The sequence below is a fragment of the Micromonospora sp. C41 genome, assembly GCF_018070485.1.
GTDB classification, from domain to species: Bacteria; Actinomycetota; Actinomycetes; order Mycobacteriales; family Micromonosporaceae; genus Micromonospora; species Micromonospora chalcea.
The window spans coordinates 150,248-170,322 of sequence record NZ_JAGPXP010000001.1 but is presented as its reverse complement, the minus strand read 5'-3'; the positions used below and the strand labels follow the sequence as shown (position 1 = coordinate 170,322).

General features: G+C 74.9%; 4 protein-coding genes and 1 pseudogene. 1 reads left to right on the top strand and 4 read right to left on the bottom strand.

Annotated elements, in window-relative coordinates; genetic code table 11:
- The first annotated feature begins 151 nt into the window (after positions 1 to 151).
- Positions 152 to 2,974, top strand: coding sequence for a LuxR family transcriptional regulator (locus tag KBX43_RS31775; protein ID WP_210882127.1), 2,823 nt, complete (start codon positions 152 to 154; stop codon positions 2,972 to 2,974).
- A 108-nt stretch (positions 2,975 to 3,082) separates the two neighbouring features.
- Here the strand turns inward: KBX43_RS31775 and KBX43_RS00090 are convergent, their stop codons facing one another.
- The 4 genes and pseudogenes from KBX43_RS00090 to KBX43_RS00075 all read right to left on the bottom strand — a co-directional run bounded on the left by KBX43_RS00090 (position 3,083) and on the right by KBX43_RS00075 (position 20,041).
- Positions 3,083 to 3,922, bottom strand: a complete 840-nt coding sequence (locus KBX43_RS00090; protein ID WP_043322806.1) for an ABC transporter permease — start codon at positions 3,920 to 3,922, stop codon at positions 3,083 to 3,085.
- Positions 3,919 to 4,971 carry an ABC transporter ATP-binding protein gene (locus KBX43_RS00085; RefSeq protein WP_030498869.1) on the bottom strand — a complete coding sequence of 351 codons (1,053 nt, stop codon included), beginning with the start codon at positions 4,969 to 4,971 and terminating at the stop codon, positions 3,919 to 3,921. Before KBX43_RS00085 ends, KBX43_RS00090 begins: the two co-directional genes overlap by 4 nt.
- 87 nt (positions 4,972 to 5,058) lie before the next feature.
- Positions 5,059 to 10,518, bottom strand: a pseudogene (locus KBX43_RS00080) (type I polyketide synthase); the annotation flags it as partial.
- A 25-nt stretch (positions 10,519 to 10,543) separates the two neighbouring features.
- Complete coding sequence (locus KBX43_RS00075; RefSeq protein WP_210882117.1) at positions 10,544 to 20,041, bottom strand: type I polyketide synthase; 9,498 nt, start codon at positions 20,039 to 20,041, stop codon at positions 10,544 to 10,546.
- Between the last annotated feature and the right edge of the window lie 34 nt (positions 20,042 to 20,075).

Here is a 20,075-nt window from a genome sequence, read left to right as displayed (position 1 = left end):
TTCAGGTCCACCCGGCGTGGCCGCCCGGCGCGCTCCACCCCTACCCGTCGAGACGCGGGCGGAGGGGCGGCTGTCTCCGGCAGGGGTGGCGGTGTCGGGCCGCACCGGCGTTTCCAGGCCCGCGCCGCGTACAAGGAGGGCTTACGCGCAGGTGTTGGTTCAGCAAGAGGAACAGATCACCCGTCTGCGGCGCGTGTTCCACGCGTGCGAAGAGCAGCAGCGCGGACACGTCGCGCTGGTCACCGGTGCCGTGGGCAGCGGCAAGACCAGCCTGCTGGAGTCGTTCGGCGAGTGGACGGCCGGCTCCCGCGGGCAGGTGATGAGCGCGACCGGCTCGCGGGCGGAGCGCGGTCTCCACCTGGGAGTCGTCGGGCAGCTGTTCCACAGTGCACGACTCGCCCCGGAGGCCGCCGCCCACGTCGGGAAGCTGCTGCGCGACGCCACCTCCGCGGTGCCGTTGCCCGAAGTCGGCGGCGAGGCGTCTGACGTAGACCGGGCCTGGGCACCCCTGCTGCACGGCCTCTTCACCACCCTGATCGACCTGACGGCCAACGGGCCCCTGGTCCTCCTCGTCGACGACGTGCACCACGCGGACCCGGCCTCGCTGCACTGCCTGCTCTACGTGACCCGGCGGCTGCGCCACGCCCGGATCATGGTCGTGTTCGCGGAGGCGTCGACGCTGCGCCCGCCGCACCAGCTGTTCCGCGCCGAGCTGCTCAGCCAGCCGCACTTCTCCCGGATCGGCCTGCCACCACTGACCGTCGACGCCGTCGCCCGGCTGGTCGAGGGCGCCGTCGACGACGCCGACACCCGCAGGACCGCGGAACACTACGTACGGATGACCGGAGGCAATCCACTGCTCACCCGGGCGCTGCTCGACGAACGGGCCGGTGGCGGGGGCAGCGACCACGACCTTCCGTCCGTCGGTGACGCGTTCGACCAGGCCGTGCTCGGGTGCCTCTACCGCCACGAGCCCGGGGTACGCCGGGTGGCCCAGGCGCTCGCCGTGCTCGACCGGCCCGCGTCGGCCGAACTGCTCGGCCACCTCCTCGACGTGATGCCCGCGACCACGGTCCCGGCGGTGCGGGTGTTGCGTACCTCGGGTCTGATGGAGTCCGACCAGCTACGCCACTCGCGTATCCTGCACTCGATCCTCGCTGACATGTCGGCCGACGAGCGGCGCGCCCTGCACCAGCGGGCCGCCGAGGTGCTGCACGACCGCGGCGCCGAGGCGAGCGTGGTAGCCGAGCACCTCGTGGCCGCCGGTGCGACGGTGGCCGGCTGGCGGGTACCGGTGCTCCAGGACGCCGCCGGTCACGCGCTCTCGTCCGGCCGGCCCGACGTCGCGGCGGCCTGCCTGCGGCTGCTCGCCAGCGCGCCGGTGGACGAGCGGCAACGCACCGCCACCACCGAGATGCTGGTGAATGCCCGCTGGCAGCTAAACCCGTTGACGGTGAACGGGCAGCTGACGGAGCTGGTGCAGACGGCGCGCGCCGCCGGCTGGTCCACCGATGCGAGCCTCTCCGCGGTGCCGTACCTGCTCTGGCAGGGCCGCGTCGACGAGGCTGTTGAGGCCGTCAGCGGCTTCTCGACGGACGAGGAGCAGGCTCCGGCCACCCCGCCCGGCCGCCTGCGGATCATGCAGCTTCTGGTCTCCCTCTCCCACCCGGACCACCTGGCGAGCGTACGGCAGACGCCGGCCACCTGGAGCCGCGCGGCCGGCGCCCCGACCACCGTCAGCCCGCTCCTGCAGGCGGTCACGGTGCTCGGCACCGCGCTGACGCCGACCGCCGACAACGACACGGCGCCGACCGCCGAGCAGATCCTGCAGCGCCACCACACGGACGACGGCGCCCTCGGCCTGCTGACCGCGCCCCTGCTGGCGCTGCTCTGGGCCGGCCGGTCGGACCGGGCTGTGGTCTGGGGCGACGTGCTGCTCGACCGGCCGGTGGTTCAGCACGCGCCGGGCTGGCGGGCGGTGATCCGGGCGATCCGGGCGGAGGCGGCCCTGCGCGTCGGCGATCTGCCCGGTGCCGAGCACCACGCCCGCGCGGCCCTGGAGGACATGCCAGCCCCCGCCTGGGGAGTGGCGATCGCCGGACCGCTGTCCACCCTGATCGCGTCCGCGACGGAGTCGGGCCGGTTCGCCGAGGCCGACCGGTGGCTGGCCCACCCGACCCCGCCCGGCATCTTCCGCACCCCATTGGGCCTGCACTACCTGGCCGCACGCGGCCGGCACCACCTGGCCGTACGCCGGCCGCACGCCGCCACCACCGACCTGCGGCGCTGCGGCGAGCTGATGCGCACGTGGGGGATCGACGCGGCCGGACTGGTGCCGTGGCGGCTGGAGCTGGCCCGGGTGCAGCTCAGCGTCGGCAACAAGACGCAGGCCATGCAGCTCCTGCAGGAGCAACTGCGGGTGCCGCACGGGGTCGACGACCGGACCCGGGGCCGTACGCTGCGCCTGCTCGCCACCACCGCCGCCCAGGACCACCGGCGCAAGCTGCTCTCCGAAGCGGTCAACCTGCTCCAGTCCAGCGGCGACCGGTTGGAGCTCGTCCGCGCCCTCGGCGACACCGGTCAGACGCTGCAGCGCGCCGGAGACTCCGCCCGCGCCCGGCTGCTCGTCCGCCGCGCCTACCAGCTCGCGCAGGACTGCGGGGCGTCGGTGCTGGCTCAGCGGCTGATCCGCCGGGAGCCGGGCAGTGGACTGCCGGCGTACCCGGCCGCCGCCGAACTCCAGGAACCGGACGACGGGCTGAGCGACGCCGAGCGGCGCGTTGCCGCGCTGGCCGCAAACGGCCACACCAACCGCCAGATCTCCAGCAAGCTCTTCATCACGGTGAGCACTGTCGAGCAGCACCTGACCCGGGTCTACCGCAAGCTCGACGTGAAGCGCCGGACCGACCTGCCGTCCCGGCTCGTCGTGTACGCCGAGACGCTGGCCGACGAGGCACAGAGCGCCACGTCCTGACGGCTGTCGCAGGGGCGCGGTGACCACCGGCCCCCTGCGACACGGGGCGAAAGCGAGGGCCCGAACCGCAAATGCGGTTCGGGCCCTCGGCGGATCGCGTCCGGGCGGTCAGTCCATGGCGCGGCGCATGAAGCCACGCATGCCGATCGCCGAGAACACCACGAAGACCCCGGTGAGGACACACATGCACAGCCAGAGCGGCAGCGACTCGACCCCCGGCGGGCCGACGAGCGACCGGGTCGCCTCGCTGATGTAGGTCAGCGGGTTCAGCGAACAGATCACCTGATACCAGCGCAGCGAGTCCAGGCCGAGCAGCGGGAACTGGGTGGCGCCGGTGAACATGATCGGGGTCATCACCACGGTGAACATGATCTGGATGTGCTGCGTGGGCACCAGGGTGCCGAAGGCGAGACCGACCGCCGCGCCGACCAGCGCGCCGATCGCCAACACCCCGACCACCTTGAGCACCACCGCCCAGGGCCAGGTGACGCCGAGCATGAGCATGCCGACCGGGATCAGCACCACACCGGCGATCAGGCCACGGATGCCCCCGAAAACGATCTTCTCCAGCGCCACCAGCGGGGTCGCCATGGGCGCCAGGAGGCGGTCCTCGATCTCCCGGGTGAAGGAGAAGTCCATCATCATCGGCAGCGCGGTGTTCTCCAGGCCGATCAGGAAGGCGTTCAGCGCGATGACGCCGGGCAGCAGCACGTTGGAGAAGTCGTCGCTGGCGTAGCCCAGGTCGCTGAGCACCTTGCCGAAGATCAGCAGCATGAACAGCGGCTGGATGAAGACCTGGAGCAGGAAGCCGATCAGCTCCCGGCCGGTGACGAAAAGGTCCCGCGAGAGCACCGCGCGGAAGGTGGCGAGCTGGTCCAGCGCGCGCACCGGCGGCGGCGCCGCGGGCGGTGACGGCGCGGACGGGGGGGCGGGGGCGGTGACGCTCACCGAAGTTCCCTTCCGGTCAGGTGGATGAAGACATCTTCCAGACTGGGCTGGCCGATGTTGAGGTCACGAACCTCGCAACCCAGGTCGGCGAGGATCTTCATCGCCATCGGGATGGCGTTGGCCGGCTGACCGCTGGTGTAGACCCGGAAGGACAGGGGGGCGTCCGAGTCGGCGGGCGCGTCCGGGACCGGGGCGGGCATCGGCATCGCCGGCATGCCGGGAAACGCCGGCGCGGCGACGGGCACCTTGGCGGTCATCTTGAAGTGTTCCACCTGCTCCACGTCGGGGATCGCGTCGAGCGCGGCCCGCACCTCCTCGGCGGAGGCGCCGGGGGTCACCACGAGGGTCAGGGTGCTGCTGCCCGGCAGCGTACGGGTCAGCGCGGACGGCGTGTCCATGGTGAGCAGCTTGCCGTGGTCGACGATGCCAACCCGGTCGCAGAGCTTCTCCGCCTCGTCCATGTCGTGCGTGGTGACCACCACTGTCACGCCGTCCCGTTTCAGCTCGGCGATCCGGTCGTGCACGAAGAGCCGGGACTGCGGGTCGAGGCCCGCCGACGGCTCGTCGAGGAAGAGCACCCGGGGCGAGTGCATCAGCGCGCGGGCGATCATCGTCCGCTGGGCGAGGCCGCCCGACAGGAAGTCGGTGCGGTGGTTCGCGAAGTCCTTGAGCCCCATCTGGTCCAGCAACTCGTCCGCCCGCCGGATGCGCTGCGCCCGGGGCACCCGGTGGTAGGCCGCGTGGAACAGCAGGTTCTGCCGGACGGTCAGCGCCCGGTCCAGGTTCACCCGCTGCGGTACGACCGCCAGCAACTGCCGGGCGGCGGCGGGCGAGCCGATCACGTCCGCGCCGCACACCCGGGCCCGGCCCGAGGTGGCCCGCACCCGTGTGGTCAGCACCCCGATCGTCGTCGTCTTGCCCGCACCGTTCGGCCCGAGCAGGCCGAAGACCTCACCGGCGGCGACGGAGAAACTCAGCCCGTCCACCGCCGGTGGCATGTTGGGCTGGTACCGCTTGACCAGCTCCGTGACCACCACTGCCTCGTCCACGTCGTCATGCTCCGTCCTGGAACGTCGGTCCGATAGATGTATGTGTGCCGATAGGGGGCGCTAGGGGCACGCCAGGGGCGGAACCGGTCACAGACCCCGCGCGGCCAGCCAGCGCTGGACCGTGCCGGCGAGTTCCGGCCCCCGGTCGGCGACCATGCTGAAGTGGTCGCCGGCCGCGTCGACAGCCTCGTGCGGGTAGGGCCAGCGCGACCGCCAGCCGTCCGGTTCGCCGTCCCACTCCCCCAGCGGCTCGGTGGCCCGCACCAGCAGGGTCGCCGCCGCCATCTCGGTCGGCTGCCAGTCCAGGAACAGCGGCAGGTAGCCCGCCCACGCCGTCGTCCGCCAGTCGTCCATCGGCGTGTACGCGGTGTCCCGGTCGATCATCCCGTCGAGAAGCTGCGGCACCCACCCGCCGAGCACCTCGCTGTCGGCCGGGTAGGTGTCCATGAGCACCACCGCGTCCGGCGGGCGGCCCTGGCGTTCCAGTTCCCCGGCGAGCAGGTTGGCCACCATCGCACCACCGGAGTGACCGGCCACCACGAACGGGCCGGCACCGACGGTACGCAGCACCGTGTCGGCGTGCACCCGCAGCAGCGCGTCGAGGTCGGCGGGAAGCTCCTCGCCCACGCCGAACCCGGGGTTGGGCAGGGCCCACACGTCACGTACGCCCCGGAAGCCGGCGGCCAGCCGGGCGTACTCGTGCGCGCCGGAGAGCAGCGACATCGTGCAGCAGCACACCAACTGCGCCCGGGCGCCGCCCTCGGCCAGCCGGAGGATGCCGGCCGGGCGGGTGAGCTGCGCCGGCTCGCGGAAGCGGGGGCGGAACTGGGCGAGTTTGACCAGCAGTTCGGCATACCCGGCCGGGTCCTCGCGCGCCTTCGGCTGGTTGAACAACCCGCCGAGCAGTCCGCCGCCGGCACTCTCCCCGGCAGGTCCACCGGCGTCGTCCGCGCCGAGGAGCTGGCCGAGCAGGTGAACGGCCAGCTCCGTAGGGGTGGGGTGGTCGAAGAGCAGGGTCGCCGACAGCTCCACCGCGGTCTCCTGGCGCAGCGCGTCGCGCAGTTCCAGTGCGGTCAGCGAGTCGAAGCCGAGTTCCAGGAAGTCCCGGTCGGCCTCGACCGCGTTGGGCGAGGCGTGCCCGAGGACGGTGGCCACCCGCGCCCGGACCAGGTCCAGCAGGATCCGGTGCCGGTCGCCGGCCGGAACGCCGGCCAGCCGCTCGCGCAGCGCGCGGGCGGGATCGGTCGCGGCGTCGCCGGCCCCCGGCTCCGCGCCGGCCGTCGCCTCGGGCACGCCGCGCAGTAGCGCGCTGGGCCGTACGGCGGTGAAGGCCGGCACGAACGCGGGCCAGTCGAGGTCGGCCACGGCCAGTTGGTCGTCGCCGCGGACCAGAGCCTGCCCCAGCGCGGACAGGGCCACGTCGGCGGGCAGCGGCCGGACCCCCCGGCGGCGCAACTGCGCCGCGTCGGTGATCTCGTCCGCCCAGGGCACCCACGCGACGACGGTGGCCGGGCGGCCGGCGGCACGCCAGCCCGCGGCCAGCGCCGCCAGCCCTGCGCCCACGGCGGCGGCGACCGCCGCTCCCCCGCTGCCCCAGACGGCGGCCGTCGAGGCGAAGACGACGAACTCGTCGACCGGCAGGCCGGCGCAGGCCCGCCCGAGCAGTTCCACGGCGGCGGTACGGGCGGCCACGGCGTCGGCCAGCTCGTGCGGGTCCAGCACCGCCACCGGGTCGCCGGCCCCGTCGGAGTCGGCGATGTGCAGGACGGTGCGGATCTCGCTGCCGGTGGCGGCCAGCCGGTCCAGCACCTCGGGCAGCCCGTCCAGGTCGCCGACGGCGGTGACTGTGACGTCCGGGCCGGGCGGGTCGGCATCCGCCACCGGCCCCACGAGGACGAGGTGCGACGCGCCGCGCTCGGCGAGCCAGCGCAGCAGGTGCGGGGTACGCACCTGCGCGGACCCGTGCACCAGGACCGCGCCGCGGGGCCGCCAGTCCGTATCGGTGGCGCCGGCCGGGGCCCGGCGGAGCCGCCGGGCATACACCCCGCCGGCGCGTACCGCCACCTGGTCCTCGTCGCCGCCGGACGCGACGACCCGGGCGAGCGCGGCGAGCGCGACGTCGTCCGGCTCCGCCGGCAGGTCGACCAGCCCGCCCCACACGCGCGGCTGCTCCAGCGCCAGCACCCGGCCCAGGCCCCAGAGGTACGCCCCGGCCACGCCGGGAGCGGCGTCGTGCGCGTCGACGGCCACCGCGCCCCGGGTCACGGTCCACATCGGCGTGCCGTTCCCCGCAGCGGCGAGGGCCCGCACCAGCGCGGCCGTCCCGGCGAGCGCGCCGGTTCCCGCGCCGGCCGCCGGGTCCTGCGCCGCCAGCAGCGAGACCACGACCGACCAGGTGCCGTCGGCGAGCGAGGCCCGGGCGACGGCGTCCAGGTCGTCTCCGACCGTGACCAGCGTCGGCTCCAGGCCCTCGGCGCGCAGCACGGTGAGCACCGCGGTGGCGTCGGTGCCGGCCCCGGCCACCAGCAGGCATCGGCCGGTCGGCGTGGTACGGCCCGGGGACAGGTCGACGCGTTCCCAGTCGGCGCGGTAGCGCAGCCCGTCCAGCTCCGATCCGCGACGCCGCCGGTCCCGGTAGGAGGCGAGGGCGGGCAGCACGTCGGCGAGCGCGTCCTGCCGGTCGGCGGGCAGGCCGAGCTCGGCGGCCAGCTCGGCCGGTCGTCCCTGCGCCACGGCCGCCCAGAACTCCTCGTCCTCTCCGGTCGCGGCGGGCGGGATGAGATCCACTGTGGGCGGGTCCGGCCAGAAACGCTCGCGGTGGAAGGCGTAGGTGGGCAGCTCGACGCGCGCGGCGTCGCTGCCGTCGAAGGGAGCCGCCCAGTCGACCCCGGCACCGCGCAGGTCGACCGCGGCCAGCGCGCCGAGCAGCGTGGTCGCCTCCGGCTGGTCCCGGCGGGCGAGCGGCACGAAGGCCGCCGGTTCCATGTCGGGCAGGCACTCCCGGGCCAGCACGGTCAGGGCGCTGTCGGGGCCGAGTTCCACGAAGGTTCCGACGCCGCCGGCGGCGAGGGTGGCGACGCCCGCGTGGAAACGGACGGTGTCCCGGACGTGGTCGACCCAGTAGCCCGGGTCCGTGGCCTGGGCGGCGGTGAGCGGCTCGCCGGTGCGGTCGGAGACGATCGGAAGGTTCGGCGGGTGCCACGCGACCTTCTCCGCGACGATCCGGAAGTCGGCCAGCATGGCGTCCATCCGGGCGGAGTGGAAGGCGTGGCTGACCCGCAGCCGACGGGACCGCCGGTCCTCGGCGGACAGCCGCCGCCCCGCCGCGAGCACGGCCTCCTCGTCGCCGGAGAGCACCACCGACCGGGGGCCGTTCACGGCGGCCAGGGACACCCGCTCGTCGAGCAGCGGGACCACCTCCGCCTCGGACGCCTGCACCGCCAGCATCGCCCCGCCGGGCGGCAACTGCTGCATGAGCCGGGCCCGGGCGGCCACCAGGGTCGCCGCGTCGGCCAGCGACAGCACCCCGGCGACGTGTGCCGCGGCCAGCTCGCCGACCGAGTGGCCGAGCAGGAACTGCGGGCGTAGCCCCCAGGCGGTGACCAGCCGGTATGCGGCGACCTCGTAGGCGAACAGCGCCGGCTGGGTGAACTCGGTACGGTCCAGCAGATCCGCGCCGGGCGAGTCGGCCTCGGCGAAGACCACCTCCCGCAGCGGCCGGCTCAAGTGCCGATTCAGCTCCCCGGCCACCTCGTCGAAGGCGGCGGCGAAGACCGGGAACCGGCGGCACAGCTCGGCGCCCATGCCGAGGCGCTGGGCACCCTGCCCGGTGAAGAGGAACGCGACCTTGCCGGCCGGGCGGGCCACGCCTCGCACCACGCCGGGGGTGTCGCGCTCCTCGGCGACCGCGTGCAGGCCGGCCCGCAGCGCGTCGCGGTCCCCGCCGATCACCGCTGCCCGGTACGGCAGGGCCGCCCGGGTGGTGACCAGCGAGTACGCCACGTCGGCGGGGGTCAGGTCGGGGTGATCGGCCAGATGCGCCAGCAGCCGCCGCGCCTGCCCGGCCAGGGCCGGTGCGGAGCGGGCCGAGACGATCCACGGTACCGGCGGGGCGGGCGTACCGGCCGGCCGGACGTCGTCGGTGTCCGTCGCGGCGGCCTGCTCGATGACGACGTGTGCGTTGGTGCCGCTGATGCCGAACGCGGAGACCGCGGCCCGGCGTGGCTGCCCGGTCTCCGGCCATGGCTGCGGGCCGGTCAGCAGGGACACCGCCCCGGCCGACCAGTCGACGTGCGGGGTGGGCTCGTCCACGTGCAGCGTGGGCGGCAGCACCCCGTGCCGCATCGCCAGCACCATCTTCATCACCCCGGCCACACCCGCCGCCGCCTGGGTGTGCCCGATGTTCGACTTCACCGAGCCGAGCCACAACGGCCGATCCGCGGACCGACCCTGCCCATACGTCGCGATCAGCGCCTGCGCCTCGATCGGATCACCCAACGTGGTGCCCGTACCGTGCGCCTCGACGACATCGACCTGGTCGGCACCCAGCCCCGCGTTCGCCAGAGCCTGCCGGATCACCCGGCGCTGCGACGGACCGTTCGGAGCGGTCAGCCCGCTGCTCGCACCGTCCTGGTTGACGGCGCTGCCGCGCAGCACGGCGAGGACCGGGTGGCCGTTGCGGCGGGCGTCGGAGAGCCGCTCGACGAGCAGCATGCCGGCCCCCTCGGACCAGCCGGTGCCGTCGGCGGCGGCGGCGAACGACTTGCACCGGCCGTCGGTGGACAGGCCCCGCTGCCGGGAGAACTCCACGAAGACGGTCGGGGTGGCCATCACCGACACCCCGCCGACCAGCGCCATCGTGCATTCGCCCAGCCGCAGCGCCTGGCAGGCGAGGTGCAGCGCGACCAGCGACGAGCTGCACGCGGTGTCCACGGTGACCGCCGGCCCCTCCAGCCCGAGAGCGTAGGAGATCCGGCCGCTCGCCACGGCTGCGGCGCTGCCGGTGCCGAGGTAGCCCTCGACGCCGCCGGTGACCCCCGTGAGCAGGGCCGCGTAGTCACCCTGGCTGCTGGTGGCCGCGTAGACACCGGTGGGCGCGCCGCGCAGCCGGGTGGGGTCGATGCCGGCCCGCTCGAACGCCTCCCAGGCGGTCTCCAGCAGCAGCCGCTGCTGCGGGTCCATGGCGAGGGCCTCGCGGGGACTGATGCCGAAGAACGCCGGGTCGAAGTCCCCGGCGGAGTAGAGGAACCCGCCCTCACGCACGTACGACGTGCCCCGGCTGTCGGGGTCGGGGTCCGGGTCGTAGAGCGCGCCCAGGTTCCAGCCCCGGTCGTCCGGGAACGCCGACATCGCGTCGCCGCCGGCGGCCACCAGGTCCCACAGTTGCTCGGGTGACCCGACACCGCCGGGGAACCGGCAGCTCATGCCGATGATCGCCACCGGTTCGCTGAGCGCGGCGGTGAGCTGCTGGTTCTGCTGCTTGAGCTTCTGGTTGTCGAGCAGGGACGCACGCAGCGCGCCGACGACCTCGTCCAGGGAAACATTCATCGGGCGCTCCTCAGGGCCGGCCGGGTCACGAGTCGGAGCCTTCCAGGGCCATCCGGACCAGGCCGGCGACGTCGAGTTCGCGGATCTGGGTCTCGGGTGCGGACGGCGTGACCGGGGCAGCGGACGCCACGGCCGGCGTGCCGGCACTCGTACGGGCCAGCTGGAGCAGCTGGTCGAGCAGGCCCGCCTGCCGCAGCTCGTCGAGCGGGATCGCGGCGAGGGCCCGGCGCACGGACTCCTCGTCGCCGCCGTCGCCGTCGTCCCCCGCAGCGCCCGCGAAGAGCTGCTCGTACAGGTGGCCGGCCAGGCCGTCCGGGGTGGGGTAGTCGAAGACGACGGTGGTGGGCAGGTCGTGCCCGGTCGCCGCGGTGAGCAGGTTGCGCAGTTCCACCGCCGTGAGCGAGTCGAAGCCGAGATCCAGGAAGCCCCGGTCGGTCTCGATCGCGTCGGCGGAGGGGTGGCCGAGCACCTTCGCCGCGTCGACCCGCACCATCTCCAGCAGTGCGGCCCGCCGCTCGTCGTCCGGCAGCGCACGCAGCCCGGCGAGCAGGTCCCGGGTGCCGGGCGCGACCGCCTCCGGCGCCTCGGTGGGGGCGGCGGCCAGCCCGCGTACGGCCGGCAGGTCGGCCAGCAGCGGACTGGGCCGCAGCGAGGTGAACAGCGGCTGGAAGGTGGCCCAGTCGACGTCGGCGACGGTGACGCAGCTGTCGCCGACCGCCAGGGCGTGCCGCAGCCCGGCCATCGCCACGCCGGGCGGCATCACCTGGAGGCCGCGGCGGCGCAGTTGCTCCGCCGCACCCTCGGTGTACATGCCCGACTCGGTCCACGGTCCCCAGGCGATGGAGGTGGCCGCCCGGCCCTGGCCGCGTCGCCGCTCGGCGAGCGCGTCCAGGTAGGCGTTACCGGCCGCGTACGCGCCCTGTCCGCCGCTGCCCCACACCGCCGAGATGGACGAGAAGAGCACGAACACGTCCAGTTCGGCGTCGCCGAGCAGCTCGTCGAGGTGTTCAGCGCCGCAGACCTTCGGGGCGATGACGTACGCCAGGTCCTCCAGGGTGGTGTCGGCCAGCGGCACCACCTCGCTGACCCCCGCGGCGTGCACCACCGCGCGCAGCGGCGGCCCCTCCCGCCGGAGGTCGGCCAGGAGGTCGGTCACGGCGGCGCGGTCGGCGGCGTCGCAGCGGACCACCCGGCAGTCCACGCCGAGCCCGGCCAGCTCGGAGATCAGCTCGGCGGCGCCCGGGGTGCCGGTCCCCCGCCGGCTGGTCAGCACCACCCGTTGCGCGCCCTCGGCGGCCACCCAGCGGGCCACGTGCCCACCGAGCGCACCGGCGCCGCCGGTGATCAGCACCGTGCCCCGGGGCTGCCACGGCGTGAGCTCCCCGTCGGTGGTGGTGGCCGGTACGAGCCGCCGCACCAGCACCCCGGACTCGCGGACGGCGAGCTGGTCCTCCACGCCGCCGCCGGTGAGGATGCCGCCGAGACGCATCGCCGTCCACGGCTCCAGGTCAGTGGGCAGGTCGACCAGCCCGGCCCAGCGGGCGGGCTGCTCCAGCGCGGCCACCCGGCCCAGGCCCCACAGCATCGCCTGCCGCGGGTTGGCCGGGGCGTCGCCGTCGCCGAGGCCGACGGCGCCCTGGGTGACGCACCAGAGCCGGACCGAGGCGTCGAGGTCGACGAGCTGCTGGAGCAGGTGCACGGTCGCGGCGAGACCGCGCGGCAGCGCCGGGTGCTCGGCGTGCGGGGCGTCGTCCAGGCCGAGGAAGGACAGGATCGACAGCGGCCCGTCGCCCGCGCCGAGCGCCTCGGTGAGCACGTCGGCGAACCCGCCGCACAGCTCCTCGGAGTCGGCGGCGGTGTCCACGGGCACGATGCTCACCTCGGCACCCAGGGCCCAGGTGCAGGAGTGCAGGTCGGGGTCGTCGGCCCGGTCGGCGGGCAGCAGCACCAGCCACCGGCCGGGGTCCTGCTCCTGAGAGGTCTCCGCGATGGGCTCCCAGACCGCCCGGTAGCGGGTGCCGTCGACCAGGGCCTGCTCCCGGCCGCGCCGGCGCCACGCCGACAGGGCGGGCAGCACGGTGCCGAACGGCTGGTCGCGGTGCACGTCGAGGTCGCGGGCCAGCGACTCCAGGTCCTCGGCCTCGACCGCGGCCCAGAAGCGGCGCTCGACCTCGGTGGCCTCGTCGGCGGCCACGAGGGCGGCCCACGGCGGCGGCTCCGGCCAGTAGCGCTGCCGGTCGAACGCGTAGGTGGGCAGCTCGACCCGCTGGGCGCCGGTACCGGCGTAGACGGCGGACCAGTCCGGGGAGACGCCGTGGGTGTGCAGCGCGGCGAGCGCGCGCAGCAGGGTGCTCGGCTCGGCGCGGTCCCGGCGCAGGGCGGGCACCACCAGTGGGGCCCGGCCGCCGGCCGGGGCCTCGGCCAGGACGGCCTGGGCGAGGGCGGTGAGCACCCCGTCCGGGCCGATCTCGACGTAGCCGGTGACGTTGCGCTCGCGCAGTGCCACGACGGCGTCGGCGAAGCGTACCGCCTCGCGGGCGTGGCGCACCCAGTAGCCGGGCGCGCCGATCTCCGCCGCGTCGACCGGCGCGCCGGTGACGGTGGAGACCATCGGGATGCTCGGAGCCGCGTACCGCAGCCGTCCGGCGACGGCGGCGAGGTCGTCGAGCACCGGATCCATCAGCGGACTGTGGAACGCGTGGCTGACCGCCAGGCGCCGGACCCGGACACCCCGGGCGGCCCACTGGGCGGCCAGTTCCTCGACGGCGTCGCCGGCCCCGGACACCACGACCGCGGCGGGGCCGTTGACGGCCGCGACGGAGACCCGGTCGGCCCGCTCACCGAGCGTGGCGGTCACCTCGGCCTCGGTGGCGGCGACGGCGAGCATCGCGCCCCCGGCCGGCAGCGCCTGCATCAGCCGGCCCCGGGCGGCGACCAGCTCGGCGGCGTCGGCCAGGGACAGCACACCGGCGGCGTGGGCGGCCGCGATCTCGCCGATCGAGTGCCCGGCGACGGCGTCGGGGCGGACCCCCCACGCCTCGAACAGCCGGAACAGCGCCACCTCCACGGCGAACAGCGCCGGCTGGGTGAATTCGGTGCGGTCCAGCGCCTCGGCCTCATGCGTGCCGGGCTCGGCGAAGAGCAGTGGCCTGAGCGGGCGGGGCAGGTGCGCGTCGAGGGCGGCGCAGGCCTCGTCCAGGGCGGCGGCGAAGACGGGGAACGCCTCGGCCAGCTCGCGACCCATCCCGGCCCGCTGGGCGCCCTGCCCCGAGAACAGGTACGCCACCTTCGGCCGGGGCACCGCCACGCCGGTGACCACCAGCGGCGCGTCCTCGCCGGCGCCGAGGGCGCGCAGCCCGGCGCCCAGCGCGATCCGGTCGGTGGCCAGCACGACGGCCCGGTGTTCCAGGGCGGCCCGGGCGACGGCCGACGACCAGCCGACGTCGACAGTACGTGGCGCCTCCAGCCCGGTGAGCTGCTCGGACCAGCGCTGCGCCTGGGCGGCCAGCGCGAGCCCCGAACGGCCCGACAGCAGCACCGGCACCACCGGCAGCCGCGCCGGGTCACCGGTCGGCTGCTCGGCTTCGACCGGCTCCGGGGCCTGCTCCAGGATGGTGTGCGCGTTGGTGCCGCTGATGCCGAACGAGGAGACGGCGGCGCGGCGCGGGTGGTCGGTGACCGGCCAGGGGCGGCCCTCGCGGAGCAGTTCGACCGCACCGACGCTCCAGTCCACCTGGTCGGTCGGCTCGTCCACGTGCAGGGTCTGCGGCAGGTAGCCGTGCCGCAGCGCCAGCACCATCTTGATGATCCCGGCGACACCGGCGGCGGCCTGGGTGTGACCGATGTTCGACTTGATCGAGCCGAGCCAGAGCGGCTGCTCGGCGGGCCGCTCCCGGCCGTACGTGGCGAGCAGGGCCTGCGCCTCGATCGGGTCGCCGAGCTTCGTGCCGGTGCCGTGCGCCTCGACGGCGTCCACGTCGGCCGGGGCGAGGCCGGCGTTGGCGAGCGCCTGCCGGATCACCCGCTGCTGCGACGGCCCGTTCGGGGCGGTGAGGCCGTTGGAAGCGCCGTCCTGGTTGACGGCGCTGCCCCGGATGACCGCGAGCACCGGGTGACCGTTGCGGCGGGCGTCGGAGAGCCGCTCGACGAGCAGCAGGCCGAGGCCCTCGCCCCAGCCGGTGCCGTCGGCGGCGGAGGCGAACGCCTTGACCCGGCTGTCCGGGGCGAGGCCCCGCTGCCGGCTGAAGCCGACGAACACCCCGGGGGTGGACATGACGGTGACGCCGCCGACCAGGGCGAGTGAGCACTCCGAGCGGCGCAGCGCCTGGCAGGCCCAGTGCAGCGCGACCAGCGACGACGAGCAGGCGGTGTCGACCGAGACGGCGGGCCCCTCCAGCCCGAGGGTGTACGACACCCGGCCCGACAGGACGCTGCCGGCGTTGCCGGTCATCAGGTGCCCCTCGGCGCCCTCGGCGCTGAACATCAGGTTGCGGTAGTCCTGGTAGTTGGTGCCGACGAATACGCCGGTGGCGCTGCCGCGCAGCGTGTGCGGGTCGATCCCGGCCCGCTCGACCGCCTCCCAGGACGCCTCCAGCAGCAGCCGCTGCTGCGGGTCCATGGCGAGGGCCTCGCGGGGGCTGATGCCGAAGAAGCCGGCGTCGAAGTCGGTGGCGCCGGTGACGAAGCCGCCCTCACGGGCGTAGCTGGTGCCCTCCTTCTCCGGATCGGAGTCGAAGAGCCGGTCCAGGTCCCAGCCCCGGTCGGTGGGGAACTCCCCGATGGCGTCGCCGCCGGCGGCGAGGAGCTGCCACAGTTGCTCCGGGGTGTCCGCCCCACCGGGCAGGCGGCAGCTCATCGCCACGATGGCGATCGGGTCGTCGTCCTCGGCCGCGGCGGTCGGGGCGGGGGTGGTCGCGTCGGGGACGATCCCGGTGAGCAGTTCGCCGAGGTGCGCGGCGAGCACCGTCGGGTTCGGATAGTCGAAGGCGAGCGTCGCGGGCAGCCGCAGGTCGGTGGCGGCGGCCAGGAAGTTGCGCATGTCGACTGCCGTCAGCGAATCCAGGCCGAGGTCGCGGAAGGGCTGGGTGGCCGGGATGTCGTCGGCGGCGCCGTAGCCGAGGGCCGTCGCCGCGCACTGCCGCACCAGCTCCAGCAGTGTCGCGGTGCGCTCCCCCGGCGCGAGCGCGGCGAGCCGCCGGGCGAGGGCCGACGGTACGCCCGTCTCCTCCTCGGCGGCCTCCTGCTGCCCGGCCGGCTGCGTCGCCTCCTGGGCCTCGGCGAGGTCGCCGATCAGCGGGCTGGGCCGCACCAGGGTGAACGCGGGGGCGAAACGGGCCCAGTCGATGTCGGCGACGACTGTGGTGGGCTCGTCGCGGCGCAGCGCCCGGGCGAGGGCCTCGACGGCCAGTTCCGGGTCCATGCCGATCATGCCGCCCCGGCGCAGCCGTTCCTGGGCGCGTTCGTTCTCGGCGGGCAGGCCGGCCCCGCGCCAGGCGCCCCAGGCCACCGAGAGGGCCGGCAGTCCCTCGGCCCGGCGCCGCTCGGCGAGGGCGTCGAGGAAGGCGTTGGCCGCCCCGTACGCGCCCTGCCCGGCGTTGCCGGTGGTTCCGGCCACCGAGGAGAAGAGCACGAAGGCGTCCAGGTCGAGGTCGCGGGTCAGCTCGTCCAGGTGCAGCGCGGCGACGCACTTCGACGCGGCGACGGTGTGCAGGCGCTGCGCGGTGACGGTGTCGACGATGCCGTCGTCGAGGACGGCGGCGGTGTGCAGCACGGCGCTCAGCGGGGCGTCGGCGGGGACGGCGGCGAGCAGGTCGGCCACCTGTGCCCGGTCGGCGACGTCGCAGCGGGCCACTGTGACCCGTACGCCGAGACCGGTCAGCTCCGCCTCCAGCTCGGCGGCGCCCGGCGCGTCCGGACCGCGCCGGCTGGCCAGCAGGACGTGCGCGGCGCCGGAGCGGCCCGCCCAGCGGGCCAGATGCCCGCCCAGTCCGCCGGTGCCACCGGTGATCAGCACGGTGCCGCGCATCCGCCGGGTGTCGTCCGCGTCGCCGGACTCGACCGGCTCGGGTTCGGTGATCCGGGTGAGGCGGCGGACGAAGACGCCGGAGGCGCGGACGGCGAGTTGGTCCTCGCCCCGGCCGGACTGCTCCGCGCCGTCGTCGCCGAAGGCGTCTTCGCCACCGCTGGCGCCGAGCGCCGCGCAGAGCAGCGCGCCGGACTGCGCGTCGAGCACGTCGGGCAGGTCGAGCAGGCCGCCCCAGCGGGCGGGGTGTTCCAGGGCGACGGCGCGGCCGAGCCCCCAGACGGAGGCGGCGGCGGGGCGCGGCGCCGGGTCGCCGGCGCAGGCCACGACGGCTCCCCGGGTGGCGCACCACAGCGGCGCCTCGACGCCGAGCAGCCCGAGCGCCTGCACCAGCAGGGCGGTGCCCGAGACGGCCAGCGAGGTGGCCGGGTGCTCCGGGTGCGCCCGCTCGTCCAGACCCAGCAGCGAGAGCACGGCGACGGGTCCGTCCGGGCCGGTGAGCGCGGCGCTCAGCCGCTCGGCCAGCGCCGCCGGGTCGTGTTCGACGTCCAGCTCCACCGGGACGACGTCCGCGCCGAAGTTGCCCAGGGCCGACAGCACGTCGGTGACCAGCGGGTCGTCGCCCAGCGCCGCGGGCACCGGCACGAGCCAGGTGCCGGCGAGCCAGGTCAGCGGCAGGTCGGGCAGGGCCCGCCAGGTGACCCGGTAGCGCCAGCGGTCGATGTCCGGGGCGGCGTCGGCCGCGGTGAGGAAGAGCGGCGGCGCGGGCCAGTACCGGTGGTGGTCGAAGGCATACGTGGGCAGGTCGACGGTGGCCGCGGCGGGCAGCACCCTCGTCAGGTCGACGGGCAGGCCGACGGCGTACGCGGTGGCGAGGTTGGTCAGCAGCCGGGTCGCGTCGTCGTCACCACGACGCAGACTGCCGATGGTGTGTCCGCTCACGCCGGTGTCGTCGAGGATCGCGGTGACCGGCATCGTCAGCACCGGATGCGGGCTGATCTCGACGAACGTGGTGTGCCCGGCAGCCACAGCCGTCCGCACGGCCGCGTCGAAGAGCACAGTCTGCCGCAGGTTGTCGTACCAGTAGTCAGCGGTCATCACCGCCGGATCCACCCAGTCCCCGGTGAGAGTGGACACGAGCCGGGTGTGACCGGCCCGCGGACCGACACCGGCCAGGTCCGCCCGAAGCTGCTCGGCGACCTCCTGCACCGCGGGCGAATGCGACGCGTAGTCCACCGGGATCAGCCGGGCACGAACACCCTCGGCCCCGCACGCCTGGACAAGGCCGGCGACGTGCTCCGGAGGACCCGACACCACGACGGTGGACGGGCCGTTGACCGCCGCGACCCCGACACCCGGGAACGCGGGCAGCCGCTCGGCCACCGCCTCGGCCGACAGGTCCACCGACGCCATCGTCCCGGTACCCCGCAGCACCGCCAGCGCACGCGACCGCAACGCCACCGTCCGCGCCGCGTCCTCCAGGCTCAGAATGCCCGCCACACACGCCGCGCCGATCTCACCCTGCGAGTGACCGATCACCGCGTCCGGAACCACACCCGCCGCACGCCACACCGCTGCCAGAGCGACACCGACGGCCCACAGCACCGGCTGCACCACCTCGACCCGGTCCAGCCACGACTCGTCCTCGCCCGTGAGCACCGACACGAGATCCACATCGAGATACGGCGCCAACGCCCGCCGGCACTCCGCCAGACACTCGTCGAACACCGGCGTACGACCCACCAGCCCCGCCGCCATCCGCGCCGACTGCGCGCCCTGACCCGGAAACACGAAGACCGGACCCGCACCCGGACTCGACGCCACCCCCGTGACCACGTTCCCCGCCGGCTGACCGGCAGCGAAGGCATCCAGCCCGGCAAGCAACCCCTCGACGGACGACCCGACGACAACGACGCGATGATCGAACGCCGACCGGGTAGCCGCCAACGACCAGCCCACCTCCACCGGATCGATCCCACCCCGCTCACGCACGTGCCGCGCAAGCCGGGCAACCTGACCGGCCAACGCCGTCCCCGACCGCGCCGACACCGGCCAGGCCACCACATCCGAAGCGACCAACCCCGCCCCACGCCCACCCGCATCCGACTCGACCGGCTCAGCCGACTGCTCGATGATCACGTGAGCGTTGGTGCCGGAGATGCCGAACGAGGAGACGGCGCCCCGGCGTACCCGGCCCGTCTCCGGCCACGGGCGGGCCTGCGTCACCAGTTCCACCGCGCCGGCCGTCCAGTCGACGTGCGGCGACGGCGCGTCGACGTGCAGCGTCGCCGGCACGAGGCCGTGCCGGATGGCGAGCACCAGCTTGATCACGCCGGCCACGCCCGCGGCGGCCTGGGCATGGCCGATGTTCGACTTCACCGAGCCGAGCAGCAGTGGCGGTGCCTCGTCACGGTCCTGCCCGTACGTGGCGATGAGCGCCTGCGCCTCGATCGGGTCGCCCAGCCTGGTGCCGGTGCCGTGCGCCTCCACCACGTCGACGTCGGCGGTGGAGAGCCGGGCGGAGGTGAGTGCCTGGCTGATGACCCGCTGCTGGGCCGGCCCGTTGGGCGCGGTCAGCCCGTTCGACGCGCCGTCCTGGTTGACGGCGGTGCCGCGGACCACAGCCAGGACGCGGTGGCCGTTGCGGCGGGCGTCCGACAGCCGCTCGACCAGCAGCCAGCCGACCCCCTCGGAGAACCCGGCACCGTCGGCGGCGGCGGCGAACGACCGGCAGCGCCCGTCGGTGGAGAGTGCGCGCTGCCGGCTGGATCCGATGTAGAGGCCCGGGGTGGCCATCACGGTCACCCCGCCGGCCAGCGCCAGGTCGCACTCCCCCGCCCGCAGCGCCTGCACGGCGAGGTGCAGCGCCACCAGCGACGACGAGCAGGCCGTGTCGATGGATACGGCCGGTCCTTCGAGCCCGAGGGCGTACGACACCCGGCCCGACGCGACGGCCGCCGCGCCCCCGGTCATCGAGTGCCCTTCGTCGCCGTCGGGCGACATCATCAGCAGGGTGCCGTAGTCCTGCCCGTTGGTGCCGACGAACACCCCGGTCCGGCTGCCGCGCAGCGAGGCGGGGTCGATGCCGGCGGCCTCTACCGCCTCCCAGGAGGTCTCCAGCAGCAGCCGCTGCTGGGGGTCCATGGTCAGCGCCTCGCGCGGCGAGATGCCGAAGAAGGCGGAGTCGAAGTCGCCGGCCCCGTCGACGAACCCGCCCTCCCGGGCGTACGAGGTGCCCGGGTGGTCGGGGTCGGGGTGGTAGAGGCGCTCCAGGTCCCAGCCCCGGTCGTCGGGGAAGGGCGCGACGGCGTCCCGGCCGTCCCGCAACAGCTCCCACAGGTCGTCGGGGTTGCGCACCCCGCCCGGCAACCGGCAGCTCATCGCCACGATCGCCACCGGCTCCAGTTCCTGGGACTGGGCCTCGCTGAGTCGGCGGCGGGTGTCGTGGAGATCAGCCATGACCCGCTTGAGGTAGTCGCGGAGCTTGTCTTCGTTGGCCATCGGAGTGCCGCTTCCTCGAAAGAGACGGGAGAGA

Excerpts from the sequence above, each read along its gene's own strand:
- KBX43_RS00075 (WP_210882117.1), bottom strand. The coding sequence starts at position 20,041 with ATGGCCAACGAAGACAAGCTCCGCGACTACCTCAAGCGGGTCATGGCT.